Source organism: Gammaproteobacteria bacterium (genome assembly GCA_016716465.1).
Classification (GTDB): domain Bacteria; phylum Pseudomonadota; class Gammaproteobacteria; order SZUA-140; family SZUA-140; genus JADJWH01.
Map to the genome: position 1 here is coordinate 1,026,410 of JADJWH010000001.1, position 26,825 is coordinate 1,053,234.

Below are 26,825 nucleotides of genomic sequence, written 5' to 3' on the forward strand. Positions count from 1 at the left end.
GCGGCGGGTAGCGAGGCTGGCGGCATGGACGGCGACACCGCCCACCCGTTCAGGGTCGCGCGCCTTCCGGCTGGCGCGTCGTCATCGATACCTGGACGAGACCGAGCTGGAGCGCGGCATCGAGGGCGGTCACCACGGATTGATGCGTGGCATTGGCGTCGGCGCTGATCACGAGCGCCGGGTGATCCTTGCCCTGCGTCGCCAGCTGAAGCGCCTTCTTCAGCGTTTCGATCTGCTTGTTCACCACCAGTTGATCGTTCACGTAATAGCGACCCTGGGCGTCGACGACGATTTCGATCGGGGCTTCCCGCTCCTCCACCGGCCGCGGCGACGCCTCGGGCAGATTCAGGGTGATGCCGGAATTGCGCGTGAAGGTGGTCGTCACGACGAAGAAGATCAGCAGGAACAGCATCACGTCGATGAGCGGGATCAGATTGATCTCGGGTTCCTCGCGACGGCTCTGGCGCAGCTTCATGACGTGGAACCCGCCTCCATGGACCGCTCGCCGTGGAGGATCTCCACCATCTTGAGCGCCTGCTGCTCCATGTAGACCACGAGTTCGTCGACCCGCCCGCGGAAAAAGCGGTAGAACATGATGCTCGGGATCGCCACCGAGAGGCCCGCGACCGTGGTGATCAGCGCCTCGGCGATACCGCCCGCCAGCACCGCCTGGTTGCCGAGCCCGGCGACGTTGATGGCGGTGAAGATTCGGATCATGCCGAGCACGGTGCCGAGCAGGCCGAGCAACGGGCTGATCGCGGCGATCGTGCCGAGGGTATTCAGATAACGCTCCAGCTCCACCACCACATGGCGGCCGGTATCCTCGATGCTTTCCTTCATGATCTGGCGGTCGCGATTCAAATTCATCAGGCCGGCGGCAAGGACCCGCCCGAGCGGTGAACTCGCGCGCAGTTCCGCGATGTGCGCCGCATCGAGCTCGTCCTTGTTCGCCCAGTGCCAGATCTGGCTGACGAGATTGCCGGGACAGATGCGCTGCCTGCGCAGTGCCCAGAAGCGCTCGAGCACGATCGCCAGCGCGATCGTCGAGCACAGGATGATCGGCAGCATGACCCAGCCGCCCGCCTTGATCACTTCGAACACGGTTTACCTTCCCTGTCAGAGCTGCCTGTGAGGACGAGAAAATGACCGCGCCTATGATACTTGATTCACCTGCACCCGGAAACCGTCCGTGCCGGCGTCAGCGATCGTGCCAGTAACGCAGGAACTCATCCCGGTACGCGGCCGGCGGGGTCATCGCTCCGTCGGCAGGAAAGCGGACCGTCAACGCGCCGTGCTCGGCGCTGCTGTACAGGCGTGCGCCCGCCTCCCGATACCGCTCCAGCACCGCCGGATGCGGGAATCCCCAGCGATTGCGATATCCGGCCGGGAACAGCACATGGCGCGCCCCGACCTGCGCGATGAACTGCGCGGTGGACGAAGTCTTGCTGCCATGGTGTGGCGCGACGAGGACATCCGCGGCGAGGGCGCTTGGATCGCCCCTCAGCAGCTCCGCCTCGGCCCGCGCCTCGATGTCCCCGGTCAGCAACAGGGCGCCCGAACCGTTGCCGATACGCAGGACACAGGAGGCGTCGTTGCCGCGACTCCCCTCCCCGCCGCCGGGATGCAGGACCTCGAAGCGGACGCCGTCCCACTCCCAGGACTGTCCACGCCGACAGTGCCCGGCGCGCCACCAGGGGATCTGCCCGGGTACGCTCGAAAGTACCCGTCCGACGCTGACTGCCCCGGACAGCGCGGCCGCCCCTCCGATATGGTCGTTGTCGCCGTGCCCGATGATCAGCGTATCGATTCGACTCAGGCCATGGAACCGGAGATAGGGCAACACTACGGCGCTGCCGGCGTCGAAGTCGGCGCTGAAACCCGGTCCGGTATCATAGACCAGCACATGATTCCGCGTCCGGGCCACTGCGGCGAGCCCCTGCCCGACGTCGAGCAGGGTAAACCAGAATTCACCCGCCGCCGGCCGGGGCGGCGTGACGAGCAGCGCGGGCAGCAGACCCACGAGACCCAGCCAGCGCCCCGGCAGACCGCGCGGCGCGATCAGCAGACTCACGCCGAGCACCGCCGCGGCGGTGGCCCATACCGGCGGAGTATGTTGTGTCCACTGTAATGCCTCGCAGGATGACAGGTACTCCAGCAGCGGCCAGAGCCAGGACAGCAGGGTCTCCGCCAGACGCAGGACCGGATCCCCGAGCACGGGCGTCAAGGCCTGCAGCACGCAGCCCGCCAGTACAAGCGGGACCACCCCCAGCGTGACCCAGGGGACGGCGACGAGATTGGCCAGCGGCGAAACCAGCGACACCTGCTGGAACATCACCAGCAGCAAGGGTGCCAGCGCCACGGCGACCAGCACGTGCAGGCGGCCGACGCGCCGCCACCAGGTCTCGCGTCCCGCGCGCCGGTTCATGCCGAACAGGATCGCCGCCACGGCGCCGAAGGACAGCCAGAAGCCGCTATTCATGACCGCCAGCGGGTCGTACAACAGCACGCACAGCAGGGCCGTCATCAGCGTGTGTCCCGCGGCCTGCTGTCGCCGGCGCAGCACGGCCACCACTACCACCCCGATCATGATGACCGTCCGCTGGGTAGGGATGGAAAAACCCGCGAGCGCGGCATAGGCCAGCGCGGCCATCAGGGCGGCGACCGCGGCGGCCTGTTGCGCCGGAAAATAGAGCGGGAGTGTCCCCAGCCGGGCCCACACGCGGCGGACGGCGAACAGGGCCAGGCCGGCGACCATCCCCACATGCAGACCGGAGATCGCGACCAGATGGCTGGTGCCGGTACGGCGGAACACGTCCCATTGCGCCCGGGTGATGCCCTGGCGTTCACCGATCGCGAGCGCACTGATGACGCCGCCCAGATCACGCCCGGCGAGCGCCGCTTCCAGACGCTCGAACAGGTTCTGGCGCAGGCGCTGCAGGGAATGGCCGGCGCTTGCCGGGGCCAGGCGGCGATTGGCTTCCGCCGGCCGTACGTAGCCGGTGGCACGGATCCGGTTCTGGTACAGCCAGCCTTCGAAATCGAAGCCCCCCGGGTTATGAAAACCGTGCGGACGCTTCATCCGCAGCCGCAGGTTCCAGCGCTCGCCCGCGCGCAAGGCCGGGGCATCGTTGTACCAGCTGAGCCGGACACGCCCCGGAGGGGACTGTTCGATCCCGCCCGTGCTCATCTGTTCGATCAGGAACTGGAAGCGTGTCGACCGCCCCACCCGTTCGGGGAGGCCGACGACGACCCCTTCCGCCACCACGTCATGGCCTTCCAGCTCGGGAGCAAGGCCGGTGGCCAGGATGTGCTGCGCGCACAACAGGGCCCAAAGGAACCCCGCCGCGCAGGCGGCGGGCAGGCGCAGCGGGGAGAAACGGAATGCCAGCAGCGCCACGGGAACCAGCGCCAGCGCCCAGGCCGCCGATGGCAATTCCGGCATGCCCTGCAGGGCCAGCACGCCGAGCAGAAATGAGGTCGATCCCTGACCCATACTTCTGTCCCTGTGCAGGATTATGGATAATGTCCGTCTGCGGAGACTCTATCCCATACTTCCCATGCCGAAAAGACTGCTGAAGCGTTTGCTGCCCGAGCACCACGTCATCAAGGAGCACAAGCACCTGCGCTTTTTCGGCGCCCTGTTGCATGACCCCAACCTGTGGCACATGAACCGGCGCTCCGTGGCGGGAGCGTTTTCCGTCGGATTGTTCGTCGCCTTCATCCCGGTGCCGTTCCAGATGGCGATCGCCGCAGCGATCGCCATCGCCGCGCGTGTCAACCTGCCGATCGCCGCTTCCCTGGTCTGGATCACCAATCCCGTCACCATGCCGCCGCTTTTGTACTTCTGTTACAAGATCGGCGCCTGGCTGCTGCAGGAACCGGCGCGCCAGATCCACTTTGAACCGACATTGAACTGGCTCACGACGGAGCTGTCATCCATATGGCAGCCCTTCCTGCTCGGCTGCCTGATCGTCGCGACGGTCAGCGCGATCGCGGGCAACCTCGTGATCCGCGGGCTCTGGCGCCTGCAGGTGGTCAGAAGCTGGGAGGCGCGCAAGCAACGTCGCGGCAAACAAGTGACGCCCTGACGCGGGCAGGGATGAGGAGACTCAGGCGCCCGCCGGCTCGACGGCCGGATCGTCCACCGCCGCGGCGGGCGTCAGTCGGCCCGCCTCCAGCAACAGCACCCGGTCCACCTGCCGCGCCAGCGCGCGCTCATGGGTTACGATCACGAAACTGGTATTGAGCTCCCGGTTCAACTCGAGCATGAGGCGATAGGTCTCGCGCGCGTTGCGGAAATCGAGATTGCCGGTCGGCTCATCCGCCAGCACACAGCGCGGGCGTGTCACCAGTGCGCGCGCCACCGCGGCGCGCTGGCGTTCACCGCCGGACAGCTCACCGGGCTTGTGCGCGAGCCGCGCCTTCAGGCCGACGCGCTCGAGCATGGCGGCGGCCAGTTCGCGCGAACGCGCCGGGCTTTCACCGCGGATCAGCAGCGGCATCGCCACGTTTTCCAGCGCGGTGAATTCCGGCAGCAGGTGATGGAACTGATAGATGAAACCCAGCATCGCGTTGCGCAGGCGGCCGCGCGCCACCGGACCGAGCCCGGACAGGCGCTGATCGCCCAGCCAGACCTCTCCGCGTGTCGGTGCGTCGAGTCCTCCCAGCAGGTGGAGCAAGGTGCTCTTGCCGGCGCCCGAGCTGCCCATGATCGCGACACGCTCTCCGGCGGCGACCGCCAGCGTGATATCGGCGAGCACCTCGACGGCGACAGGGCCCTCGGTGTAGGTCTTCGCCAGGCGCTCGCAGCGCAGGATCGCGCCTTCACTCATAGCGCAGGGCCTCGGCCGGCTGTACGCGCGCGGCGCGCCAGGCCGGATACAGGGTGGCGAGCAAGCACAGCACCAGGGCGATGCCGCCGATGCTGAAGACGTCGCTCCAGCGCATGTCGGATGGCAGATCGCTGATGTAGTAGACGTCAGGGGCGAGGAACTGTACGTGGAACAGGCGCTCGATGGCCGGCACCAGCGTCTCGATGTTGAGCGCGAGCGCGACGCCGCCGGCCAGCCCGATCAGGGTCCCGATCACGCCCACCACGCTGCCCTGCACGATGAAGATCGCCATGATGCTGCCCGGACTCGAGCCCAGGGTGCGCAGGATGGCGATGTCGCTGCGCTTGTCGGTCACCATCATCACCAGCGTCGACACCAGATTGAACGCCGCCACCGCCACGATCAGAAAGAGGATGACGAACATCACGGTCTTCTCCATCCTCACGGCGCGGAAAAAGTTGCTGTGCTGCCGGGTCCAGTCGATGACGCGGAACTCCACCGGCAGGGTGGCCTCGAGGCTGCGGCTCAGCGCCGGCGCCCTGAACATGTCGTCGAGCTTGAGATGGAGTCCGCTGACGCTGTCGCCGAGGCGGTACAGCGTCGCCGCGTCATCGAGCTGCATCAGCGCCAGCGCACTGTCGTATTCGTACATGCCGACACTGAAGATGCCGACCACCGTGAAACGTTTGAGACGCGGCAGAAACCCGCCGGGGTGACGCTGGCCTGCGGCGTGATCACGATCACCTGATCGCCCAGGGTCGCGCCCAAGGTATAGGCCAGATCCTGCCCCAGCACGATGCCGTAGGAACCTGGCGTCAGGGCATCCAGGCTGCCCGCCACGATCTTGTGCGGCAACTCGGACACCTCGGATTCTTCCGCGGGCAGAATGCCCTGCAGTATGGCGCCGGCGACGCGGTCACCGTGGCTGATCATACCCTCCGCGTGCACGAAGGGCGCGACGCCGGTCACGCCGGGATAGGTCTCGAGCTTCTGCCGCAGCCCCTCCCAACCACGCACGCCTCCTGCGTCGCTCTGTACGGTGGCGTGCGATACCACGCCCAGGATGCGCAGTCGCAGCTCCTTTTCGAAACCGTTCATTACCGACAGCACGGTGATCAGCGCGGTGACGCCGAGCGCGATGCCGAGCATCGAGATGAGCGAGATGAAAGAGATGAAATGGTTGCGGCGTTTGGCGCGCGTGTAGCGCAGGCCGATGAAGACTTCCAAGGGTCTGAACATGACTGTGCATTAAACCACAAATCGGCGCGGGCGGGCCATCGCGCGTGGAGTCATCGCCGACCGGGGCAGACGGCCGCCAGGCAGCAGTCCTGGCACAGCGGCCGTACGCGGCAGGAGCGTTTCGCATGGGCAACGATGAGGGCGTGATATTCGTTGTAGAGGGGAACACAATTCCGTTTCCAGGCCGCCCTGCCGGCGCCGCGCGCCCGGGCGAGTTCACGCGTAATCCCCTGCTCGATTGCCGCGCGCAGAGACTCGTAGCCGACGTCCGCCTCGCACATCCCGAGCCGGGAGAACAGGCGGCGTGTGTAGGCGTCGATCACGAACACCGGACGATTAAAGGCGTAGAGCAGGATGTCATCCGCCGTCTCGGGACCGATGCCGTTTACAGAGAGCAGGCCGTGCCGCAGCGCTCCGGTATCGCGCCGGGCCAATGCGACGTAACCGCCCTCCCCGAGGTACCAGTGGCAGAAATTGCGCAGCCGCTTCGCCTTGACGTTGAAATACCCGGCCGGACGGATCCAGCCGGCCACGGTCGACGCCCCCGCCGAGAGCAGTCGTTGCGGATCGAGGGCGTCATTCTCTTTCAGGGCGGCGATCGCGCGCTCGACGTTCGACCAGGCGGTGTTCTGGGTCAGAACCGCGCCGACCATCACCTCGAACACCGTCTCACCTGGCCACCAGCGCTGGGGACCGTAGGCGATGAACAGGCGGTCGAAGAAGTTCAGGAAAGCTGCACTGCCTGCCATGAGGGTGGATTCAGGGCTACGCGCCAAGGGCCAAGGACTGGCTAAAAAACAACCTTTGCATGCTACTACGCTATCCGGGAGTTGTATCTTTAGACTTGGTCCGTGGTCCTTTTCTGTTCCTAGTCCTGTTCTGAAACTGTTTCTTCGCCGCCTGCTGATACGCTCCCCGGCGCGGCTGACCCCGGCGCCGCGGCTCCCGGGCGCTTTCCACCGTCGCCTTCGCCCCGGCCTCCATCCCGGCGAAGCGCAGCAGCTCGGCGACGGCGGACGTTTCCATTTCCTCGTAGTGGCCGCGGCGCAAGCGGCGCGGCAGCGTGATGGGGCCGAAACGGACGCGTTTGAGCCGGCTTACCTTGACACCCTGGGATTCCCACAGCCGCCGCACTTCGCGGTTGCGGCCTTCCTTGAGCACGACGCCGAACCAGCGGTTGGCGCCCTCGCCGCCGCCGATCTCGTAGATCTGGTCGAACGCCGCCTCGCCGTCCTCCAGCATGACGCCCGTGCGAAGTCGGGTCAGTGCCGCGGTATCCACCTCGCCCAGCACCCGCACGACATATTCACGCTCGACACCCAGCGCGGGATGCATCAGGCGGTTGGCCAGTTCGCCGTTCGTGACCAGCAGGATGAGTCCGGCGGTATTGATGTCGAGGCGCCCCACGCTCACCCAGCGCGCGTTCTTGATGCGCGGAAGACGATCGAAGATGGTGGGACGACCCTCCGGGTCGGCGCGCGTGCAGATCTCGCCCTCGGGCTTGTAATACACCAGGACCCGGCTGGCGGCAGGCGCGCCTTCATAGGTGAAGGCCTGCCGGCCGTCCACGCTGACGATGTCGCCGGGCGTGAGCGTGGCCCCGGTCTGCGCCGGCCTGCGGTTGATCTCGATGCGCCCGGCGCGGATCCACTCCTCGATCTCGCGACGCGAGCCGTAGCCGAGACGCGCCAGCGCCTTGTGCACACGCTCGCTCATCAGACACTCCCGCGCCTGTCATGATGGCAGGCGCGAAGACGGGGCACCGGATCGGTTGCGGACGCAAGAGGACTCACGAAAATTACGGGCACGCGGGCGGACACGGTCGCGACCGCCATGATACGGTGATCAGTTGAGGGCGTCGGCGGTTTCCCGCGCCTCGACCTCGTCGTCGGCCGCGTCCTCGGGATCCGCGTCGTTGACCGCCGGCTGGCGCGCGGCATCCATGGAGTAGACCTCGCCCGGTTCCGAGGCGGGGGCAGCCGCCGCCGCTCCGATGGCAGCGGCCGCCAGATCCAGCTCTTTCTGCAGATGGTCGATCGGCTTGATGTCGGCCAGCGCCGGCAGTTCGCTCAGGCTCTGGAGATTGAAATAGTCGAGGAACTTGCGTGTCGTGCCGTACAGCGCCGGCTTGCCCGGCACGTCGCGGTGACCGACCACGCGTATCCATTCACGCTCGAGCAGGGTCTTGATGATGTGCGTGCTGACGCTGACGCCGCGGATCTCCTCGATGCCCGCCCGGGTGATCGGCTGGCGGTAGACGATCAGCGCCAGTGTTTCGAGCAGGGCGCGCGAGTAGCGCGGCGCGCGCTCCTCGGCGAGCCGCCCGACCCAGGGGGCATATTCCTGGCGCACCTGCAACCGATAGCCGCTGCTGACCTGCTTCAGCTCGAGCGTGCGTCCGGCCCACTCCGCCGCGATCGCGTCGAGGGCGCCATGGAGTTCCTCCGGCGCCGGGCGGTTGTCCTCGTCGAACAGGTCGCCCAGCCGCTCCAGGGTCAGCGGCTGATCGGCGCACAGCAGTGCGGCCTCGATGATGTCCTTAATGGGCGGTGGATTCGTTGACATGCTGGGGTGCCTTCACATAAATCGGCCCGAAGGCCTCGGTTTGGATCAGTTCGAGCAGCGACTCGCGGATCAGCTCGAGGATGGCGAGCAGGGTCACCACCACGCCGCGCCGCCCCTCCTCCGGGGTAAACAGCGAGGCGAACTCGACGAACTGCTCCGCGTTCACGTTCTCCAGAATGATCGACATCCGCTCGCGCACGGAGAGCGGTTCCAGGACGATCTGATGGTGGCTGAACATCTCGGCGCGCGCCATCACCTCCTGGAAGGTCAGCAGGATGTCGCGCAGTTCCACCCGTGGCGGCAGCTTGACCACCTTGGCCTCGGGAACCTCCGCCGCGACCGGGAACACCTCGCGGTCGACGCGCGGCAGCGCGTCCAGATCGGCGGCGGCCTGCTTGAAACGCTCGTACTCCTGCAGCCGGCGCACCAGTTCGGCGCGCGGATCCTCCTCGTCCTCCATCTCGGCCGGGCGCGGCAGCAGCATGCGCGACTTGATCTCGGCCAGCATGGCCGCCATCAGCAGGTACTCGGCCGCCAGTTCGAAGCGCATCTCGCGCATCAGGTCGATGTATTCCATGTACTGCCGCGTGATCTCGGCAATCGGAATGTCGAGGATGTCGAGGTTGTGACGCTTGATCAGGTACAGCAGCAGATCGAGCGGTCCCTCGAAGGCCTCGAGGAATACCTCCAGCGCATCCGGCGGGATGTAGAGATCACGCGGGGGCTCGGTCACCGCCTTGCCGTGCACCAGCGCAAAGGGCATCTCCTGCTGCTGCGGACGGGACGACGGGACTTCGCTGGAGGGGTCCTGACTCATGGCGCTATATAATATCAACTAATCCGAGCGACTGACGGACTTCCTGCATGGTGTCCGTGGCCACAGCCCGCGCCTTTTCACAACCTGCCGCAATAATCCGGCGTACCTCGGCGGGATTACTGGAAAATTCTTCCGCTCGCTCGCGGATCGGAGCAAGCTCCGCCTGCACCGCGTCGATGACGTGCTGCTTGCACTCGAGGCAGCCGATCCCGGCGCTGCGGCAGCCGTCCATGACCCAGGCGCGCGTCTCCTCGCCGGAGTAGATCTGATGGAAGCCCCACACCGGGCACTTGAGCGGATCCCCGGGATCGGTGCGGCGCACCCGCGCGGGGTCGGTCGGCATGGTACGCAGCTTCTTCTCCACCAGCGCCGGCTCCTCGCGCAGCGCGATGGTGTTCCCGTAGGACTTTGACATCTTCTGGCCGTCCAGGCCCGGCATCTTCGGGGTCTGGGTCAACAGGGCGCTGGGCTCGGGCAGAATCACCCGGCCCTCGCCCTCCAGATAACCGAACAGGCGCTCGCGGTCGGACAGGGTGATGTTCTGCTGCTGCTCCAGCAGCGCGCGCGCCTTGGCCAGCGCCTCATGATCACCTTTCTCCTGATATTGACGCCTTAACTCTACATAGAGATTGGAGTTTTTCTTGCCCATCTTCTTGAGCGCGGCCTCTGCCTTGGCGGCGAACTCCGGCTCGCGGCCATACAGGTGGTTGAAGCGCCGCGCCACCTCGCGCGTCAACTCGATGTGGGCGACCTGGTCTTCCCCGACCGGCACCAGGCCGGCCCGGTAGATCAGGATGTCGGCGCTCTGCAGCAGCGGGTAACCGAGGAAGCCGTAGGTGCTGAGATCGCGGTTCCTGAGCTTTTCCTGCTGATCCTTGTAACTGGGCACCCGCTCGAGCCAGCCGAGCGGCGTAATCATCGACAGGATGAGATGGAGCTCGGCATGCTCGGGCAGGCGCGACTGGATGAACAGCGTGGCGGCCTCCGGGTTGATGCCGACCGCGAGCCAGTCGATCACCATCTCCCAGCAGCTGCGCGCGATGATCTCCTTGTGCTCGTATTCGGTGGTGAGCGCGTGCCAGTCCGCCACGAAGAAAAAGCATTCATACTCGTGCTGCAGCCTGAGCCAGTTCTTCAGGACACCGTGGTAATGCCCCAGGTGCAGGGCGCCGGTCGGCCGCATTCCGGACAGGACCCGCTGACTCTGCGGTAAACCGTTGATCACGCTGACTCCCCGCTCCGCTCGTTCTTGTTATTTTCGCGCACGATCGTTCACATGATCGCCTGCAGCACCGACCGGAACAGGCCGGCGGGTAATTGACCGAGATAGAATAGCACAAGGAAAAAACCTGACATGAGCGGCCACATGATCTTGCCGAGCAGCTTGGTGAAGAACAGCGCGAGAACGATCAGCATCCCGTAGGGTTCGATGCGGCTGTACTGCCAGGACAGGGGGCCGGGCAGCAGGCCGGCGACGATGCGGCCGCCATCCAGCGGCGGCAACGGCAACAGGTTCAGCACCATCAGAATCGTGTTGATGAAGATCCCGGCCACGCCCATATAAATGAGGGGTTGGCCCAGCCACGGAACGGACCCTATTATGGCGATGCCGAGCTTCACGGTCAGCAGCCAGAGGACCGCCATGAGCAGGTTCGCCGATGGACCCGCCAGCGCGACCAGCGCCATATCCCGCTTGGGATGACGCAGATTCTCCCAGGTGATGGGGACCGGCTTGGCCCAGCCGAAGATGAAGCCGCCGATCAACAACAGGAGCGCGGGCAGCAGCACCGTGCCGATCGGGTCGATGTGTTTCACCGGATTGAGGGTGAGCCGGCCCAGCATCAGCGCCGTCCGGTCCCCCAGACGAAGCGCCATCCAGCCATGGGCCACTTCGTGCACCGTGATCGCCAGCAGCACCGGCATGACCCAGACCGCCAGTTTTTGTATCAGACTCAATTGATCCATTACGCCCGCATTATACCCGGTTTACAGGCCTGCGGCGGGGATGCGAACGGATCCCGGCCCCGGCTAGGCGGTCAGGAATGAGGTGTCGCCCTTGCCCTGGCGCACCACGCGAGGCACCTCTCCGGTCAGATCGATGATTGAGGTCGGCTCGTTGCCGCAGCTGCCGCCGTCGATGATGGCGTCGACCTGCTTCTCGAGCTGCTCGCGGATCTCCTCCGGATCGGACAGCGGCAGCGGGGAATCCGGCAGGATCAGCGTAACGCTCATGAGTGGCTCATCGAGCGCCTCCAGCAGCGCGCGCGCGATGGGCTGGTCGGGAATGCGCAGCCCGATGGTCTTGCGCTTGGGGTTCTGCAGCCGGCGCGGCACCTCGTGACTGGCCGTGAGGATGAAGGTATAGGGACCGGGCGTGAGCGATTTGAGCAGGCGGAACTCCGGGTTCCCGACCCGCGCGTAGGTCGCGAGGTCCGACAGGTCGCGGCACACCAGGGTGAAATTATGGGTGGGATCGAGCTTACGCAGGCGTTGGATGCGCTCCATTGCCGCCTTGTCGCCGATCTGGCAGCCCAGCGCGTAACAGGAATCCGTGGGATAGACGATCACCCCGCCATTGCGCACGATCGCGACCGCCTGGCTGATCAGCCGGGGTTGCGGGTTGACCGGATGGATTTGCAGGTACTGCATTCGGCTACCTCATCTCCCCGCGCGATGCGAATACGCGGACTTTCGCCAGATGCGTCAGGACGCCGCGCCCGTGTCGCGCGACCCGGACCAGCGCGTCCATACCGGCTCGCAGCCCGACGGCAGCGGGGCGAGCCGGCCGGGCACGGTCCAGCCGTTCTCCGGCGCGTGAAAATCCGAACCCGCCGAGGCGCACAGACCGAATTCGCGCGCATGCTCGGCGAGCAGGCGGGCCTGCTGGGCATCGTGGCTACCCGACACCACCTCGATGCCGCCGCCACCGGCGGCGGTGAACTCCGCCAGGAACCGGCGCATCACGTTGCGCGACATCGAGTAACGCGCCGGGTGAGCCACCACGGCGATACCGCCCGCCGCGCGGATCCAGTCCACCGCCTCGGCGAGTCCGGCCCATTCGCTCGCCACGTAACAACTGGCGCCGCGGCCGAGATAGCGCTTGAAGGCGCGCTTGGCATCCTTGACGTGCCCTTGTTCGACCAGGAACCGTGCGAAATGGTTCCTGCCGATGGCCTCCGCGCCCACGCCTGTTTCCACGAGCTCCAGCGCGCCGGGGATCCCGCAGCGCGCGAGCCGTTCTGCGATGGATCGCGCGCGTTCCCGCCGCACGCCACGCAGGCGGTCGAGACCGTCCTGCAGTTCGGCGCAGCGCGGATCGATGTCCAGACCGACGATATGTATGACCCGTTGCGCCCAACTCACCGAGACCTCGACCCCGGCGATCAGCCGCATGCCGGCCTCCCGTGCGGCTGCCTGCGCCTCGGTGATACCCGCCGTGGTGTCATGATCCGTCAGCGCCAGCACATCCACGCCGCAGGCACGGGCATGCCGCACCAGATCGGCAGGGCTCAACGCTCCGTCGGAACAGCGGGAATGGCTGTGCAGATCAAAACGGCCGCTCATGCCACCCCCGATCTGCCAATACACCCGGCTTCGTTGTAAGATACCGCATCCCCCTCCTCCGGACCGCAGCCAGCCCCCCGATGAAACTTCTGTTCGACTTCTTTCCTGTCCTGCTGTTCTTCGCCGCCTTCAAGCTCACCGGTGACAACATTTATATCGCCACCGCGGTCGCGATCGCAGCCGGGATCGCCCAGTCCGGAATCTACTGGTTGAGGCACCGCCGGCTGGAAAAGATGCACATGATCACCCTCGCCTTGCTGGTGGTGTTTGGCGGAGCGACACTGCTGCTGCAGGACGAAGTATATATCAAGTGGAAGCCGACCGTGCTCAACTGGCTGTTCGGTCTGGTCTTTATCGCCAGCCATTTCATCGGGGACCGACCCGTCGTCCAGCGGCTGATGAATCAGGCCATCAGCCTGCCCCGGCCGATATGGTACCGGCTGAATCTGGCGTGGGCGCTGTTTTTCATCGCCGTAGGCTTCATCAATCTGTACGTGGTGTATAATTTCGACACAGATACCTGGGTCAATTTCAAGCTTTTCGGGATCATAGGCCTGACGCTCGTGTTTATCATCGCGCAGTCGTTCTATATCGGCCGTTACATCACGCATGATGCCGACGGCGGGGACAAAAACTGAATGATCTACGCCTTCCTGTGCGAGGACCGGGAAAACAGCCTCGAGGCACGCCGCCAGTACCGGCCCGCCCATCTGGAACGGCTGGTTGCGCTGAAGGACCAGGGCAGACTGTTTCTCGCCGGACCCCACCCCGCTATCGACAGCGCGGATCCGGGGCCGGCGGGCTTCACCGGCAGCCTGATCGTGGCCGAATTCCCGTCCCTGCAGGAGGCGCGGGAATGGGCGGACGCCGAACCCTTTCTGAAAAACGGTGTCTATAAGTCAGTCACCGTCAAGCCCTTGATAAAAGTGCTCCCCTAGCCTTGATCGAGCGCCCGCGCACAGGATCCGACATGACGCCGGACATGACCGCCGGCCCATATTCCCTTTCGTTCAAACATCGAGCTCAAAAATCGAAGGAATCGCTCATGCACATGCCGCATCACTCCATTCTGCTGACCGCCGCCATGACCGGCCTGCTCCTGGCGCAGATACCGGCGCATGCCGAGTCCGATCCGGCGGGTGGGGCAAGCCCCAAGGTCATCGCCGTCATCAACGGCCAGAACGTGACCAGCGCCGATTTCGGTTCCTTCGTCAGCACCCGGGTCGGCCAGAACGTCGCGCCGACAAACCTGAACCAGCAGCAGCTCAGCGCCTTGCAGGAGGAATACATCAATCGCGAGCTGGTCTTTCAGGACGCGGTGGCAAAAGGCCTGGACAAGAATCCCGAGGTCGTCATCGCCATCGAGAATCAGCGCCACAACATCATCGCCGGTTATGCGCTGCGCCAGATTGCCAGCGTGCCGCCGAGCGACAAGGCGTTGCAGGACGCCTACAAGACCCTGGCCTCGAAGCCGGTCAAGGAGTACCGGGCGAGCCACATCATGGTCAAGACGGAGGCCGAGGCGCAGGGCCTGATCGATCGCCTCAAGCAGGGGGTCGACTTCGCCCAGCTCGCACGGGAGAAGTCGCTCGACTCCACCGCCCAGAACGGGGGCGAACTCGGCTGGCTGCCGGCGGACCAGATCGCGCCGCCGATACGTGATGCCCTGGGCGCCCTGAAGACGGGAGCCTTCAGCACGGCGCCCGTGCAGACGCAGTTCGGCTGGCATGTGCTCAAACTGAGCGAGACCCGCATCCTCCCGCCACCCGATTTCGACGCGGTCAAGGACGACCTGAGCCGGCAGCTGCGCAACGAGAACATCGGCAGATATATCGCCCAGCTCCGCCAGCACAGCAAGATCGAGATCACGAGCGGCAAATAATCCGCTGCGGACCCGGGCACCGGGCACTGCGTCCTCGCGTCAGGGCGCGGTCGTGGATTCGGACGGAGGAAACTCCCCGGTCAGGGCGTGCAGGAAGGCGACGATGTCCGCCACCTCGTCCCCGGTCACGTCCAGATCGAACTGCGTCTTGGCCATGACCCGTACCGCCTCTTCCAGGGTGGCGACCGAACCGTTGTGAAAATACGGGGCGGTCAGGGCCACGTTGCGCAGGGTCGGCACCCGCCAGAGATACTTGTGGTCCTCGCGGCCGTCGATGTGGTAACGCCCCAGGTCGGCGCCGAGCAGCCCGTATTCAGCGTCGTAGCGACTGCCCCTGAAGGTCGGGAATAATTCATAGAATCCCTCTCCCATCGGGATCACCAGGCCGGGTATGGGGCCGGCGAAATTGACCCAGAAATGACAGGCCGCGCAGCCCTTTTCCACGAACAGGTGCTGTCCGCGCAACGCCGCCTCCGACAGCGCCGCGCGGTCGCCCTCAAGATAGCGGTCGAACGGTCCGCGCGGGGTTACCAGGGTGCGCACATAGGCGGCCAGCGCGGCGACGGCGTTGCGGGGCCGCAGCGGACGCCAGCCGCCGAATGCCGCGGAGAACTGTTTCCGGTACAGGGCGGGCTTGCGCAATGGGACGAACGCCGCGTCGAGGTCCGGCTGGCCCATGATCGCGGGATCGACCATATGCTGCGCGATCGCCTCCTCCAGACTTGCCGCGCGCCCGTCCCAGAAATAGGCGGTCTGATAGGCGACGTTCCACAGGGTCGGGGTATTGCGCGTCGCGACCTTGCCCCGCGCGCCGGTCGACAGGATCAGGCCGTCGGTGCCGCCGCGCCGCAGGTCATGACAGGAATTGCAGGATACACCGCCGTCGACCGACAGCCGCGGATCGAAAAACAACTGCCGGCCCAGCGCGATCTTCTCCGGCGTCTGCGGATTGTCCGCGGGAATGGGCGGCGCCTCCGGCAGCGGGCTGAACGGTTCGAACGCGTGCGCCACCGGCACGACCAGCAGGACGCACGCTGCCGCTGCGGCAAGAGCGCATGATCGTATGGCTGTCAGCATGAGAATTCCGCCGTAATGAACGCCCGCAGGCGCGCATCCTACATCAGATCCAGGGTATGGGGCTTGTCGTAGGATTCCACCCGCCGTACCGCTTCCCGCCAGCGTGGGTCCCGGCGCAGCTCCTCGTATCCCGCGCCGCCGCGCCCGTGCATGCGCACGAGCCGCAGCTGCGACACCGGATTATTCCATTGCGCGAGCGTCTCGACAAGCTGAGCCACCGGCCCGGTGCCGTGACACACCAGCAGCATATCGCAGCCGGCGTCCAGGGCGGCGCGCGCGCGCGCCGGCATGTCGCCGACACCTTCCGCCCCGCCCATGTGGAGATCATCGCTGAAGATCACACCCTGGAAGCCGAAGCGGCGACGCAGTACCTCCTGCAGCCAGAAACGCGAAAAGGTCGCCGGCGCGGGATCGATGTCGCGGTACACCACATGCGCGGTCATCAGCGCCTCGATTCCGTGCCCAACCATGCGTTCGAAGGCCAGCAGGTCCTCTCCCGCCAGATCCCGATACGGCCGCGGGTCCACCGGCAGTTCGAGATGGGAATCCTGCGCGACGGAGCCGTGGCCGGGGAAGTGCTTGCCGGTCGCCACCATGCCGGCGCGCCGCATGCCACGCACGTATTCCCGTGCGAGCCCCGCGACGGTCGCGGCGTCGCGATGGAATGCGCGATCGCCGATGACCTGGCTCACCCCGCGGGAGAGATCGAGCACCGGGGTGAAACTCATGTCCACACCCACGCTGCGCAGCTCGGCCGCCATGAGCCAGCCGGTCGCTTCCGCGCAGTGGCGCGCCTGGGCGGGATCGCTGTCGAAAAGTTCGCCGAGGCGGGCCACGGCCGGCAGCGGGGTAAATCCCGCGCGGAACCGCTGCACGCGGCCGCCTTCCTGATCAACGGCGATCAGCAGCGGTGGATCGCGCAGGGCGTGGATCTCGGCCGTCAGCGCGGCAATCTGGGCAGGAGACTCATAGTTGCGGCTGAACAGGATGACACCGCCAACCTGCGGCTGACGCAGCAACGCGCGTTCCTCGGCGTCCAGCCCGGTCCCGGCCAGACCCATCATGATCGGTCCCAGTGACAAGCTCGCTCCCTCCTATCTCCGCCGCATCATGGGCGATCCCGTTCCACCAGGCGCACATCCAGGCGGTCGCGCAGATGGTCGCCCAGCATGTTAACCGCCAGCACGACCAGCATCAACGCAACGCCCGGCACCAGCATCATATGCGGCGACACCAGCATGTAACGCCCGCTGTCGCGGATCATGCTGCCCCACGACGGCGTCGGCGGCTGGATGCCGAGACCGAGAAAGGACAGCCCGGCCTCGGCGATGACGACGCCCGCCACCCCGAAGGTCGCCTCGATGATCAGCGGCGCGGTGATCAGCGGCAGCAGGTGGCGCAGCACGATGCGCGTGCGGCTGGCGCCGAGCGCCACCGCCGCCTGCACATGCTCCCGGTCCTTGAGAGACAGTACCTGCGCGCGCGCGAGCCGCGCGAAGCCGACCCAGCCCACGACCACCAGGGCGATCACCACGTTGTTGATCCCCGCCCCAAGCACGCCGGCGAGCGCGATCGCGAGCAGGATACCGGGGAAGGCGAGAAAGACATCGATGACGCGCGTCGTCGCGTGATCGATCCAGCCGCCCAGGTAGGCGCTCATCGCGCCAATCAAGGTCCCGACGGAGGCCGAGATCAGCACGACAAAAAAGGCGACGAAAAACGAATAGCGCGCCCCCACCACGACACGATCCCAGAGCGGACGCCCCAGGTCGTCGTAACCAAACCAGGAACCGTCTCCCGGCGCCACCAGGATGCGGGTGAGATCCACTTCGTCCGGACGCAGCGGGAACACCAGTCCGACGCAGGCGAGCAGCAACCACAATCCGATCACCAGGCCACCGAACCACAGGCGCATGATCAGGCCGTGCCTCCGAAGCGGATGCGGGGATCGAGGCGGGCGTAGACCAGATCGGTGAAGGTATTCACCGCCACATAGCCCAGGCTGATCAGCAGCACGCAGGCCTGCACCACCGGGTAGTCGCGCCGATGGATCGACTCTATGGTCAGCAGGCCGATGCCGGGCCAGGAAAACACCGTCTCGGTGATCACCGCGCCGGCGAGCAGCGCCCCCAGCTGCAATCCGAGCAGCGTGATCACCGGCAGCAGCGCGTTGCGCATTGCGTGCCGGAAGATCACGGCGCTTTCGGTGAGCCCCTTGGCGCGGGCGGTGCGAATGAAATCCTCACCCAGGACTTCGAGCAGCGCGGCGCGCAGCATGCGCGAGAGTATGGCCGCCAGCGCCGTGCCCAGCGTCAACGCCGGCAGCACCAGCGAGGCCGGCTCATCGCGCCCGCTTACCGGCAGCCAGCCGAGCCACAGTGAAAATACCAGGATCAGCAACGGTCCCATCAGGAAATTGGGGATGGAGATGCCGAACATCGAAAAGGACATCGCGCCCAGATCCCATGCGCTGCCGCGGTGCGTCGCGGCGAACGTCCCCAGCGGGACCGCGATCAACACCGCAACACCCAATCCGGCCACGGCCAGTTCCAGGGTCGCGGGCAGGCGTTCAAGCAGGATATCCGCGATGGGTCGACGGGAATAGAGCGACTCACCGAGGTTGAAACTGAACAGGTGACGGTAATAATCCACCAACTGGAGGTGCAGGGGCAGATCGAGACCGAGGGCGTGGCGCAGGGCCGCGCGGTCGGCGGGCTGGCTCGATTCGCCGAGCATGACCTCGACCGGGTCACCCGGGATCAAATGTATCAGCAGAAACACCAGCAGTGACACGCCGAGCAGCACCAGCAATGCGCTGCCACACCGCGCCAGCAGAAATTTGGTCATGCCGCCCAAAGAGTTTTTTCCTTACGCCTCACGCCTTACACCTCACACCCTACACTTCTCGCCTTACTGTTCACCCACACCATTCAATAAGGACAGGGGACAGAATTGAATTCAGTCCCCTATTTATTTGACTGCCCCCTATTCTTCGATGTTCACCCTCGTCCCGACCTCCACCAGGTCGAACAATTGAATGACGTCATTATTGCGCACGCGCACGCAGCCGCGCGAACCCGGAACCCCAAGGGCAACCTCGTCCGGTGTACCATGGATGTAGATGTAGCGCTGCCGCGAATCCACCTCGCCACCGCAGTTACGACCCGGCTCGAGACCCTCCAGCCATAGTATCCGGGTCAGGATCCAGTCGCGCGCGGTGGTGCCCGCGGCGTATTGTTTCGAATACACCTCCCCGGTCGGCTTCCTGCCGACGAATACCGTGTTGGCGGGACATCCCGCACCGATCTTGGCATGAATCGTATGCCAGCCGCGCGGCGTGCATTCGCTGCCGGTCGTTTCTCCGGGACCGTTTCGCGCCGTGGACACCGGGATATCCATCAATATCCCGGAACCCTCGCGAAGCTGCAGCCGCTGCTTGCCGATGGAGATCTCCACGATACGTTCTTTCATCTCATCCGGCGTCATCCCGCGTACCCCATCCGATCAGTTCGCCGCTATGTTAGCAGGCGGCCGCCGTTCGACGTAGACCAGCCCGTCGTAATTCCCGTCGGCCGATACACGGTAACCCGCGATATCGTTGCGGGTGATGAAGACATGGTCCTCATACCACAGGGGCACATAGGGCAGTTGTTCCAGCAGATCGGCCTGCACGGCGCGATAGAGTTCCGCCTGGCCCTCCAGGCTGTCCGCCGCCTCCGCCCGCTCGATCAACCGGTCCACTGCGGCGCTGGCGAAACGCCCGCGGTTGGCGCCATCCGGCGGAACCGCGCTGCTGTGGAAGGCATACCGGAAGATCTCCGGCAGCTTGATGCCCACCCACATCAGGCTATACATCTGGAAATTGCCCGCCTTGATGTCGCCGTAGAACGTACCCCAGTCCAGGCTCCTGATCCCGACCTGCACGCCCACTGCGTCGAGCTGGCTCTGGATGATGGTGGCCAGACGCAGCCGGAACGGATCGGTCGAGGTCTTGTAGTCCAGGTGCAGCGGATGCTCCGGACCGTAGCCCGCCTCACGCAGCAGGCGGCGCGCGCGTTCCGGGTCGTACGGAACCGGGGTGAGACGCGGGTTTCCGGCCCAGTGTTCGGGAGGCAACACCGCGCTGGCGAGATGCGCCGCGCCGCCCAGCACATAGCGGACGATGGCGGCACGATCCAGCGCGCTGGCGATTGCCGCGCGGACGGCGGGCGTCCCGGTAGCGGGGTCCCGCAGGTTGAAGCCAAGATAGGCGAAATTCGTCCCCTTCACTTCCTGCACGGCGATGCCAGGCTGGTGCTTGAGGTAATCGATCATCTCGGGCGGCAGATCGTTCTGCACCATGTCGATCTCCCCCCGCAGCAGCTTCAGCACACGCACCGTCGGATCGTTCACGGCGATGAATTCCAGCCCGAGCCCGTCGCTGCGCCGGCGCAGCCGGAGGCGGCCTTCGCCAGCCCAGGCCGTGAACTCGAAGGCCCCGCTGCCCACCGGTTCGCGGTTGAAGGCATGCCCTGCCGCGATCAGGTCCGCCGGCAGGATCCCGATGCCGAGCCGGCCGGGGAACAGCAGGTCGGGACGCAGCAGGCGAAATTCCACCACGTCCTGGCCCTGAACGGCGATCGATTCGATATTGGCCAGCGACAGCCGATGCGGGGAGGCGTTGCGCGGATCCAGGATATAGTCGTAGGTCGCCTTGACGTCGCGCGCGGTCAGCGGCGCGCCATTGCTGAATCCCGGGCGCGGCCCGCGCAGGGTGAAGCGGTACAGGTTCGGGGAGATCCGATTCCAGTCCGCCAGTTCCGGCCGGGGCATCGCGCTGTCGTCGAAATCGACCAGACGCTGGTAAAGCAGCCGGTTGATGCGAACCGACACGGCATCGGTCGCGAAACGCGGATCCAGCGTCACCGGCATCACGGGGACGCCGAAGCGCAGACCCTCGTGCGGCGCCTGACCGCAGCCGCACACGACCAGCGACATGGCCAGTATCACGACCGCGCGCCACGGCGCGGGACCGGATCCGGCTCTCACCATCGCGTATACGGGATCTGCGCCAGATACACGTTGTAGTAGCGCGGATCGTCGGACACCTCCGCACCGACCCACGACGGCCGTGGAAACTCGGCATGCTCGTGGTCCAGCTCGATCTCGGCGATCACCAGGCCGCGGTTCACCCCCTCGAACACGTCGATTTCCCATACGTAGCCGCCATAGTCGACGAAATGGCGTGTCTTTTCGATCAATATGCCGCTGCACAGCCGCTCCAGCATCTCCTCGCCGTCGGCGAGCGGAATCGGGTACTCATACTCGGTCCGCACAATCTCCAGGGTCGCACTCTTGATATTGAGGTAGGCGTTCGCGCCGGAAACCCGGACACGGACGGAACAGCGCCCTTCGTTGGCGAGATAGCCCTGGCGATAACGCGCGCTCGACCGTGCCTGCGCGCGCCAGTCATCGCTCGTGACGAGAAACTTGCGCTCTATCTCCTGTGCCATGCGATCGTTGCGCCCTCCGTGCGCCGGGCGCAGATGCGGTATTGGCGGGGTCGGCGAAGCAAGGGATGTGCCGGGTCAGTCACGCCAGGCGCCCAGGAATTCGCCGAAATGGGCCCGGCCGTCCCGCGCCAGATAGTCACGCAGCAACTGGCATTCCTCCTCGTAACGCGGGCGACTCATGCGTCCGCGCATCAGCTCAAAACGCAGATACACGAGATAGGTATTCAATACGTCCGTCTCGCAGTAGTTGCGGATGCCCTCGATGTCACCGGCGAGAAAGCTGCCCCATACCTTAGATCCATCCATGCCCAGCTTGCCGGGAAAACCGAGCATCGTGGCGATCTCGTCGAGTGGCGCGACCGCCCTCCCCTGGTAACCCGCCAGCACATCCATCAGATCGATGTGGCGCCAGTGGAACCGGCTGAGATAGTTGTTCCAGCGAAAGGCAGTGTCCTCGTCGCCGGTTTCCCAATAGCGCGGCGCGGCAATGCCGTGCAGCAGCGCGCGGTAATGCAGCACGGGCAGGTCGAAACCGGAGCCGTTCCAGGACACCAGGTTGGGGGTGAATTTCTCGATGCCGTCGTAGAAGCGCCGCACCAGTTCCTCCTCCGGGGCACCGGGCTCGCCAAGCGACCACACCTTGAGCAGGTCTCCGCTGCGGACCACGGCGGAGATCGCGACCACGCGCTGCAGATGCAGGCGCAGGAAATCGTGCTCGCCAGTCTCCTGGCGCCGCTTGTGGAACATGACATTCGCGACCTCGGCATCGTCGAGACCCTCGAGCCCGTACAGACGCCGTCCGGAGGCGACATCCGGCACGGTCTCGATATCGAAAACGAGGACGTTCATTCTCACCGTGAGTCTTCCGCGCCAAACACGCTCGTGGACAGGTAACGGTCGCCGCGGTCGCAGGCGATGGCGACGATGACGCCGTGATCGATCTCCGGGAGCAGCCTGAGCGCGGCGGCCACGGCGCCGCCGGACGAGATGCCGACGAAGATGCCTTCACGCGCCGCCAGCGCGCGCGTGGTCTCCTCCGCCTCCTGCTGGGTGACGTCGATGATCCGGTCCACGCGCTCCGCGTCATAAATCCTGGGCAGGTACTCGGCCGGCCAGCGCCGGATGCCGGGGATGCAGGCGCCCTCGCCCGGCTGAACCCCGATGACCTGCACCGCCGGGTTCATCTCCTTGAGATAGCGCGAGGTACCCATGATCGTGCCCGTGGTGCCCATGGAGCTGACGAAGTGGGTGATCGTCCCCTGTGTATCGCGCCAGATCTCCGGGCCGGTGGATTCGTAATGCGCGCGTGGATTGTCCGGATTGGAGAACTGGTCGAGCATCACCCCTCTCCCCTCGGCGACCATCCGCTGGGCGAGGTCGATCGCCGCCTCCATGCTGCCCGCCTGCGGCGTCAGGATGATCTCAGCGCCGAACGCACGCATGAGCGCGCGGCGCTCAAGGCTCATGTGTTCCGGCATGATCAGGATCATGCGGTAACCGCGGATCGCCGCGGCCATCGCCAGCGCGATGCCGGTGTTGCCGCTGGTCGGCTCGATGAGCGTGTCGCCCGGACGGATGTCGCCGCGCTCCTCCGCGCGACGGATCATGCTCAGCGCCGGGCGGTCCTTCACCGAGCCGGCGGGATTGTTGCCCTCCAGTTTCAGCAGCACGGTGCTGCCGGAACGGCCCGGCAGGCGCTGCAGCCTGACCAGCGGGGTGTTCCCGACAAAATCCTCGATCGTCGGATAGGAAGCATTCATGGGCGGCCGGTTGCGCGGAAAACCAAGGTTTTTCATTGTATCCCCGCGCGCCGCGAGGCGGCAACTTCAGTCCGCGCCGCGCGCGGCGATGAAAGGCGACAAAAAAGGGGCTTGCGCCCCTTTTTCATTCACGTCTATCCGAGGCAGAGTCAGCTGTTTTCCACTTCCTTCATGCTGAGGCGGATACGGCCCTGCTTGTCGATCTCGAGCACCTTGACCTTGACGATCTTGCCCTCGGACAGCTTGTCGCTGACATTGTCGACACGCTCGTTGGAGATCTGCGAGATGTGCACCAGACCGTCCTTGCCCGGCAGGATGGTGACGAAGGCGCCAAAGTCCATCAGCTTCGAGACCCGGCCCTCGTAGATACTGCCGACCTCGACATCCGCCGTCAGCTGACGGATACGCCGCACCGCCTCGTCGCTGGCGACCTGGTCGACCGAGGCGATCTTCACCGTGCCGTCGTCCGTGATGTCGATGCTGGTGCCGGTCTCCTCGGTCAGCGCGCGGATAGTAGCGCCGCCCTTGCCGATCACGTCGCGGATCCGGTCCGGATTGATCTTGATGGTGATGATGCGCGGCGCGTGCTGTGAGATATCCTCGCGCGGCTTGGAGATGACACGGTTCATCTGCTCCAGGATATGTATGCGGCCATCGCGCGCCTGCGCCAGCGCCACCTGCATGATCTCGCGCGTGATGCCGTCGATCTTGATGTCCATCTGCAGCGCGGTGACGCCGTTGGCGGTGCCGGCCACCTTGAAATCCATGTCGCCGAGGTGGTCTTCATCCCCCAGGATGTCGGTCAGAACGGCACTGCGCTCGCCTTCCTTGATCAGACCCATGGCGATGCCGGCGACCGGGGCCTTGACGGGGATGCCCGCATCCATCAGGGACAGGCTGGCACCGCACACGCTCGCCATCGAGCTGGAGCCGTTCGACTCGGTGATCTCGGAGACCACGCGAATCACGTACGGGAAGCTGTCCATGTCCGGCAGCACCGCGGCGACGCCGCGCTTGGCCAGCCGGCCGTGGCCGATCTCGCGGCGCTTCGGCGAACCCACCATGCCGGTCTCACCCACGCTGTAGGGCGGGAAATTGTAATGGAGCATGAAGGGCTCCTTGCGCTCGCCCTCGATCGCGTCGATGATCTGCGCGTCGCGGCCGGTGCCGAGCGTGGTCACGACCAGGGCCTGGGTCTCGCCACGCGTGAACAGCGCCGAACCGTGGACGCGCGGCAGCAGGCCGACGCGGATCGAGATCGGACGCACCGTACGCGTGTCGCGGCCGTCGATGCGCGGCTGGCCCGCCAGGATGCGTTCGCGCACGGTCTTCTTTTCGATCTTCGAGACGGCATTCTTGACCGCGTCCTCCGACCAGTCCGCCCCTTCGTCCCCGGCCAGACGGCCGATAATACCGGCGCGGATCTCGGACAGCCGCGACTGGCGCGCTTTCTTCTCCTGGATCTGGTAGGCGGCGGCAATATCGGCGGCGCACTCGGACTGGACGCGTGCCTGCAGATCACGATCCTCTTCCGGGGCCTGCCAGTTCCAGGACTGTGCTCCGGCCTCGGCGGCCAGTTCACGGATGGCCTTGATCACGGTCTGCTGTTGCTGATGACCGAACAGTACGGCGTCCAGCATGACGGCCTCCGGCAGCTCGCGCGCATCGGATTCCACCATCAACACCGCCCCTTCAGTGCCCGCGACCACCAGATCGAGCTGCGATTCGGCCAGCTGCGAGAAGGTCGGATTGAGGATGAAATTGCCATTCAGATAACCGACGCGGGCCGCGCCGATCGGGCCATTGAAGGGCAGTCCGGACAGCGCCAGGGCCGCGGAAGCACCGATGATGGCCGGGATATCCGGATCGATCTCCTTGTCCAGCGAGACCACGGTGGCGATGATCTGTACTTCGTTGATGAATCCTTTGGGGAACAGCGGTCGCAGGGGGCGGTCGATCAGGCGGGAGGTGAGGGTTTCCTTTTCGGTGGGCCGCCCCTCACGCTTGAAATATCCGCCCGGAATCTTGCCGGCCGCATACGTCCGTTCCTGATAATTTACGGTGATCGCCCATGCTGACCATTACGGCGCCGGTCGCCTGTCGCGCTATCTCGCCGCACTCGAGGACCACCTTGTGGTCGCCGTACTGAAATGTCTTTTTCACTGGGGTCACGGTAAATTCCTTAAGAAAGACTGGATGGGATCAGGGATCACTGACACGCGTCCGGGCAAGCCCCGGTGCAGGGAACAGCCGTGCGCGGGCGACGGCGTCACCCGCTTCGAGCCGTGACAGTGGACAATGACTACTTGCGCAGGCCAAGGCTGGCGATCAGGTCCTGATAGCGCGTCACATCGCTGGCGCGCAGATAATCGAGCAGCTTCCGGCGCGCGCTCACCATCTTCAGGAGTCCCTGACGCGAATGATGGTCGTGCTTGTGTTCCTTGAAATGATCGGACAGCTGATCGATGCGCGCCGACAACAGCGCCACCTGAACCTCGGGCGAACCGGTGTCACCGGCGAAGCGTTGATACTTCTTTACCACGTCTGCTTTTGCTTGAGCGTCTAATCCCATCGCGTTTCCCGTTTCAACAGTTTGAGTCGTTTAAAGAGGGGCATATTTTAGCTTGTATTCCCTGCGGCTTACAAGACAATCCCGACGCCCCCCGCCGGCAGCCATTTCAACAGTTTACCAGCCGTTTCGGCGCCACCCGTCCGTCCTCCAGGACATGTCCGATACCCAGAAACCGGTCCTCCCGGGTATAGATTCGTACGAAGCCGCGCGCCGGCGCATGGGGAACGAACACGGCCTGGCCGCGGCGAAGGAAAAACGCCACGTCCGGCGAGAGCCTGACGTCCGGCCAGTGCACCAGGGCCTCCTCCATCGATACCAGCTGGGCATCCAGGGCCTCCTGGCCCTGTTCGGCGAGTTCGCGCAAGGTCTCCGGCGCGACCATCCGGCTCGTGTCGAAACCTCCCACGCCGGTCCGGCGCAGGAAACGGACATGGGCACCGCAGCCGAGCGCCTCCCCGATATCCTCGGCCAGAACCCGGATGTAGGTGCCTTTGGAGCAGTGCACATCAAGCTCGATGCTGTCCGGCTCGACACGCACCACCGTGAGTTCGTGAATAACGACGGGGCGCGGCTCACGCTCGATCGCAACGCCCTGGCGGGCCAATTTGTAGAGCGGCACGCCGTTGCGCTTGAGGGCCGAATGCATCGGAGGGACCTGCTCGATCGCCCCGGTGAAACGCGCCACCGTCTCCTCCACCCGGCCCCGATCCAGGCCGGTGACCTCGCGCACACGCAGCGTCTCCCCCTCGGCGTCGCCGGTCGTGGTCGTGACACCGAGGCCGATCACGGTACGATAACGCTTGTCGGCGTCGAGCAGAAAGCCGGACAGCTTGGTTGCCTCACCCAGACAGACCGGCAGCAGGCCGGTGGCGAGCGGATCGAGGCTGCCGGTATGCCCGGCCTTGCGCGCCCGGAACAGTCGCTTCACCGCCTGCAGGGCCGCGTTCGAAGTGATGCCGGCCGGCTTGTCCAGCAGCACGATGCCACTGACGTCGCGCTCTCCCTCCCGCCGCCGCTGTCCCATC

The 26,825-nt window shown here is 65.4% G+C and carries 27 protein-coding genes and 2 pseudogenes; 4 read left to right on the forward strand and 25 right to left on the reverse strand.

All coding sequences use genetic code 11. The features are described 5' to 3' along the window. Positions 1-49 precede the first annotated feature (49 nt). The 3 genes from IPM20_04855 to IPM20_04865 form a co-directional block, all read right to left on the reverse strand. Complete coding sequence (locus IPM20_04855; protein ID MBK9130959.1) at positions 50-475, reverse strand: biopolymer transporter ExbD; 426 nt, start codon at positions 473-475, stop codon at positions 50-52. Continuing rightward, positions 472-1,101, reverse strand: coding sequence for a MotA/TolQ/ExbB proton channel family protein (locus IPM20_04860; protein ID MBK9130960.1), 630 nt, complete (start codon positions 1,099-1,101; stop codon positions 472-474). The genes IPM20_04855 and IPM20_04860 overlap by 4 nt, the downstream gene beginning before the upstream one ends. Before the next feature lie 97 nt (positions 1,102-1,198). After that, entirely contained in the window at positions 1,199-3,493 is a 2,295-nt protein-coding gene (locus IPM20_04865) for a DNA internalization-related competence protein ComEC/Rec2 (protein MBK9130961.1), read from the reverse strand. A 64-nt stretch (positions 3,494-3,557) separates the two neighbouring features. Between IPM20_04865 and IPM20_04870 the strand changes: the two genes are divergently transcribed. Beyond that, positions 3,558-4,088 carry a DUF2062 domain-containing protein gene (locus IPM20_04870; GenBank protein ID MBK9130962.1) on the forward strand — a complete coding sequence of 177 codons (531 nt, stop codon included), beginning with the start codon at positions 3,558-3,560 and terminating at the stop codon, positions 4,086-4,088. A 21-nt stretch (positions 4,089-4,109) separates the two neighbouring features. Here IPM20_04870 and lolD read toward each other — a convergent pair whose 3' ends face one another. The 10 genes and pseudogenes from lolD to IPM20_04920 all read right to left on the reverse strand — a co-directional run bounded on the left by lolD (position 4,110) and on the right by IPM20_04920 (position 13,017). Next, positions 4,110-4,832 (reverse strand): lipoprotein-releasing ABC transporter ATP-binding protein LolD, encoded by a 723-nt coding sequence (gene lolD, locus IPM20_04875; GenBank protein ID MBK9130963.1) that lies wholly within the window; start codon positions 4,830-4,832, stop codon positions 4,110-4,112. After that, positions 4,825-6,071 (reverse strand): annotated as a pseudogene (locus IPM20_04880) (lipoprotein-releasing ABC transporter permease subunit). The gene lolD and the pseudogene IPM20_04880 overlap by 8 nt, the downstream one beginning before the upstream one ends. A gap of 50 nt (positions 6,072-6,121) precedes the next feature. Next, on the reverse strand, positions 6,122-6,820 hold the full coding sequence (locus IPM20_04885) for an endonuclease (GenBank protein MBK9130964.1): 699 nt from the start codon (positions 6,818-6,820) through the stop codon (positions 6,122-6,124). 70 nt (positions 6,821-6,890) lie between these two features. After that, on the reverse strand, positions 6,891-7,787 hold the full coding sequence (locus IPM20_04890; protein ID MBK9130965.1) for a pseudouridine synthase: 897 nt from the start codon (positions 7,785-7,787) through the stop codon (positions 6,891-6,893). A 129-nt stretch (positions 7,788-7,916) separates the two neighbouring features. After that, positions 7,917-8,636: an SMC-Scp complex subunit ScpB gene (gene scpB / locus IPM20_04895; GenBank protein MBK9130966.1), complete on the reverse strand. Its 720-nt coding sequence runs from the start codon at positions 8,634-8,636 to the stop codon at positions 7,917-7,919. Next, positions 8,611-9,453 (reverse strand): segregation/condensation protein A, encoded by an 843-nt coding sequence (locus tag IPM20_04900; protein MBK9130967.1) that lies wholly within the window; start codon positions 9,451-9,453, stop codon positions 8,611-8,613. The genes scpB and IPM20_04900 overlap by 26 nt, the downstream gene beginning before the upstream one ends. Before the next feature lie 4 nt (positions 9,454-9,457). Then, entirely contained in the window at positions 9,458-10,675 is a 1,218-nt protein-coding gene (locus IPM20_04905) for a tryptophan--tRNA ligase (GenBank protein MBK9130968.1), read from the reverse strand. Positions 10,676-10,725: 50 nt separating this feature from the next. Continuing rightward, positions 10,726-11,418: a site-2 protease family protein gene (locus IPM20_04910; protein MBK9130969.1), complete on the reverse strand. Its 693-nt coding sequence runs from the start codon at positions 11,416-11,418 to the stop codon at positions 10,726-10,728. 63 nt (positions 11,419-11,481) lie between these two features. Then, on the reverse strand, positions 11,482-12,102 hold the full coding sequence (locus IPM20_04915; protein MBK9130970.1) for a threonylcarbamoyl-AMP synthase: 621 nt from the start codon (positions 12,100-12,102) through the stop codon (positions 11,482-11,484). Positions 12,103-12,156: 54 nt separating this feature from the next. Beyond that, a complete protein-coding gene (locus IPM20_04920; protein MBK9130971.1) occupies positions 12,157-13,017 on the reverse strand; it encodes a PHP domain-containing protein in 861 nt (286 codons plus the stop codon). An 80-nt stretch (positions 13,018-13,097) separates the two neighbouring features. On the opposite strand from IPM20_04920, the gene IPM20_04925 reads away from it, so the two are divergent. The 3 genes from IPM20_04925 (at position 13,098) to IPM20_04935 (ending at position 14,899) form a co-directional block, all read left to right on the forward strand. Continuing rightward, positions 13,098-13,655 carry a septation protein A gene (locus tag IPM20_04925; GenBank protein MBK9130972.1) on the forward strand — a complete coding sequence of 186 codons (558 nt, stop codon included), beginning with the start codon at positions 13,098-13,100 and terminating at the stop codon, positions 13,653-13,655. Continuing rightward, positions 13,656-13,955, forward strand: coding sequence for a YciI family protein (locus IPM20_04930; GenBank protein ID MBK9130973.1), 300 nt, complete (start codon positions 13,656-13,658; stop codon positions 13,953-13,955). Positions 13,956-14,062: 107 nt separating this feature from the next. Next, a complete protein-coding gene (locus IPM20_04935) occupies positions 14,063-14,899 on the forward strand; it encodes a peptidylprolyl isomerase (protein ID MBK9130974.1) in 837 nt (278 codons plus the stop codon). Between the two features lie 39 nt (positions 14,900-14,938). On the opposite strand, the gene IPM20_04940 is transcribed toward IPM20_04935, so the two are convergent. The 12 genes and pseudogenes from IPM20_04940 to truB all read right to left on the reverse strand — a co-directional run bounded on the left by IPM20_04940 (position 14,939) and on the right by truB (position 26,824). After that, on the reverse strand, positions 14,939-15,976 hold the full coding sequence (locus tag IPM20_04940) for a c-type cytochrome (GenBank protein ID MBK9130975.1): 1,038 nt from the start codon (positions 15,974-15,976) through the stop codon (positions 14,939-14,941). A gap of 38 nt (positions 15,977-16,014) precedes the next feature. Further along, positions 16,015-17,058 (reverse strand): beta-N-acetylhexosaminidase, encoded by a 1,044-nt coding sequence (gene nagZ / locus IPM20_04945; GenBank protein MBK9130976.1) that lies wholly within the window; start codon positions 17,056-17,058, stop codon positions 16,015-16,017. A 26-nt stretch (positions 17,059-17,084) separates the two neighbouring features. After that, positions 17,085-17,891 carry an ABC transporter permease gene (locus IPM20_04950; GenBank protein MBK9130977.1) on the reverse strand — a complete coding sequence of 269 codons (807 nt, stop codon included), beginning with the start codon at positions 17,889-17,891 and terminating at the stop codon, positions 17,085-17,087. A gap of 2 nt (positions 17,892-17,893) precedes the next feature. Beyond that, on the reverse strand, positions 17,894-18,823 hold the full coding sequence (locus IPM20_04955; protein MBK9130978.1) for an ABC transporter permease: 930 nt from the start codon (positions 18,821-18,823) through the stop codon (positions 17,894-17,896). Positions 18,824-18,961: 138 nt separating this feature from the next. Next, positions 18,962-19,447, reverse strand: coding sequence for a L,D-transpeptidase (locus IPM20_04960; GenBank protein MBK9130979.1), 486 nt, complete (start codon positions 19,445-19,447; stop codon positions 18,962-18,964). A gap of 33 nt (positions 19,448-19,480) precedes the next feature. Further along, positions 19,481-21,007: an ABC transporter substrate-binding protein gene (locus IPM20_04965; protein MBK9130980.1), complete on the reverse strand. Its 1,527-nt coding sequence runs from the start codon at positions 21,005-21,007 to the stop codon at positions 19,481-19,483. Then, a complete protein-coding gene (locus IPM20_04970) occupies positions 21,001-21,468 on the reverse strand; it encodes a CYTH domain-containing protein (GenBank protein MBK9130981.1) in 468 nt (155 codons plus the stop codon). The genes IPM20_04965 and IPM20_04970 overlap by 7 nt, the downstream gene beginning before the upstream one ends. A 75-nt stretch (positions 21,469-21,543) precedes the next feature. After that, positions 21,544-22,317, reverse strand: coding sequence for a 3'-5' exonuclease (locus IPM20_04975; protein MBK9130982.1), 774 nt, complete (start codon positions 22,315-22,317; stop codon positions 21,544-21,546). Between the two features lie 2 nt (positions 22,318-22,319). Then, positions 22,320-23,228: a cysteine synthase CysM gene (gene cysM / locus IPM20_04980; protein ID MBK9130983.1), complete on the reverse strand. Its 909-nt coding sequence runs from the start codon at positions 23,226-23,228 to the stop codon at positions 22,320-22,322. A 149-nt stretch (positions 23,229-23,377) separates the two neighbouring features. Continuing rightward, positions 23,378-25,400 (reverse strand): annotated as a pseudogene (pnp, locus tag IPM20_04985) (polyribonucleotide nucleotidyltransferase). A 130-nt stretch (positions 25,401-25,530) separates the two neighbouring features. Then, on the reverse strand, positions 25,531-25,800 hold the full coding sequence (gene rpsO, locus IPM20_04990; GenBank protein ID MBK9130984.1) for a 30S ribosomal protein S15: 270 nt from the start codon (positions 25,798-25,800) through the stop codon (positions 25,531-25,533). A gap of 106 nt (positions 25,801-25,906) precedes the next feature. After that, positions 25,907-26,824, reverse strand: coding sequence for a tRNA pseudouridine(55) synthase TruB (gene truB, locus IPM20_04995; protein MBK9130985.1), 918 nt, complete (start codon positions 26,822-26,824; stop codon positions 25,907-25,909). Between the last annotated feature and the right edge of the window lies 1 nt (position 26,825).

Coding starts and splice junctions, on each gene's coding strand:
- IPM20_04855 (MBK9130959.1), bottom strand. CDS start 475: ATGAAGCTGCGCCAGAGCCGTCGCGAGGAACCCGAGATCAATCTGATC.
- IPM20_04865 (MBK9130961.1), bottom strand. CDS start 3,493: ATGGGTCAGGGATCGACCTCATTTCTGCTCGGCGTGCTGGCCCTGCAG.
- IPM20_04870 (MBK9130962.1), top strand. CDS start 3,558: ATGCCGAAAAGACTGCTGAAGCGTTTGCTGCCCGAGCACCACGTCATC.
- lolD (MBK9130963.1), bottom strand. CDS start 4,832: ATGAGTGAAGGCGCGATCCTGCGCTGCGAGCGCCTGGCGAAGACCTAC.
- IPM20_04885 (MBK9130964.1), bottom strand. CDS start 6,820: ATGGCAGGCAGTGCAGCTTTCCTGAACTTCTTCGACCGCCTGTTCATC.
- IPM20_04890 (MBK9130965.1), bottom strand. CDS start 7,787: ATGAGCGAGCGTGTGCACAAGGCGCTGGCGCGTCTCGGCTACGGCTCG.
- scpB (MBK9130966.1), bottom strand. CDS start 8,636: ATGTCAACGAATCCACCGCCCATTAAGGACATCATCGAGGCCGCACTG.
- IPM20_04900 (MBK9130967.1), bottom strand. CDS start 9,453: ATGAGTCAGGACCCCTCCAGCGAAGTCCCGTCGTCCCGTCCGCAGCAG.
- IPM20_04910 (MBK9130969.1), bottom strand. CDS start 11,418: ATGGATCAATTGAGTCTGATACAAAAACTGGCGGTCTGGGTCATGCCG.
- IPM20_04915 (MBK9130970.1), bottom strand. CDS start 12,102: ATGCAGTACCTGCAAATCCATCCGGTCAACCCGCAACCCCGGCTGATC.
- IPM20_04920 (MBK9130971.1), bottom strand. CDS start 13,017: ATGAGCGGCCGTTTTGATCTGCACAGCCATTCCCGCTGTTCCGACGGA.
- IPM20_04925 (MBK9130972.1), top strand. CDS start 13,098: ATGAAACTTCTGTTCGACTTCTTTCCTGTCCTGCTGTTCTTCGCCGCC.
- IPM20_04930 (MBK9130973.1), top strand. CDS start 13,656: ATGATCTACGCCTTCCTGTGCGAGGACCGGGAAAACAGCCTCGAGGCA.
- IPM20_04935 (MBK9130974.1), top strand. CDS start 14,063: ATGCACATGCCGCATCACTCCATTCTGCTGACCGCCGCCATGACCGGC.
- IPM20_04940 (MBK9130975.1), bottom strand. CDS start 15,976: ATGCTGACAGCCATACGATCATGCGCTCTTGCCGCAGCGGCAGCGTGC.
- IPM20_04950 (MBK9130977.1), bottom strand. CDS start 17,891: ATGCGCCTGTGGTTCGGTGGCCTGGTGATCGGATTGTGGTTGCTGCTC.
- IPM20_04955 (MBK9130978.1), bottom strand. CDS start 18,823: ATGACCAAATTTCTGCTGGCGCGGTGTGGCAGCGCATTGCTGGTGCTG.
- IPM20_04960 (MBK9130979.1), bottom strand. CDS start 19,447: ATGAAAGAACGTATCGTGGAGATCTCCATCGGCAAGCAGCGGCTGCAG.
- IPM20_04965 (MBK9130980.1), bottom strand. CDS start 21,007: ATGGTGAGAGCCGGATCCGGTCCCGCGCCGTGGCGCGCGGTCGTGATA.
- IPM20_04970 (MBK9130981.1), bottom strand. CDS start 21,468: ATGGCACAGGAGATAGAGCGCAAGTTTCTCGTCACGAGCGATGACTGG.
- IPM20_04975 (MBK9130982.1), bottom strand. CDS start 22,317: ATGAACGTCCTCGTTTTCGATATCGAGACCGTGCCGGATGTCGCCTCC.
- cysM (MBK9130983.1), bottom strand. CDS start 23,228: ATGAATGCTTCCTATCCGACGATCGAGGATTTTGTCGGGAACACCCCG.
- rpsO (MBK9130984.1), bottom strand. CDS start 25,800: ATGGGATTAGACGCTCAAGCAAAAGCAGACGTGGTAAAGAAGTATCAA.
- truB (MBK9130985.1), bottom strand. CDS start 26,824: ATGGGACAGCGGCGGCGGGAGGGAGAGCGCGACGTCAGTGGCATCGTG.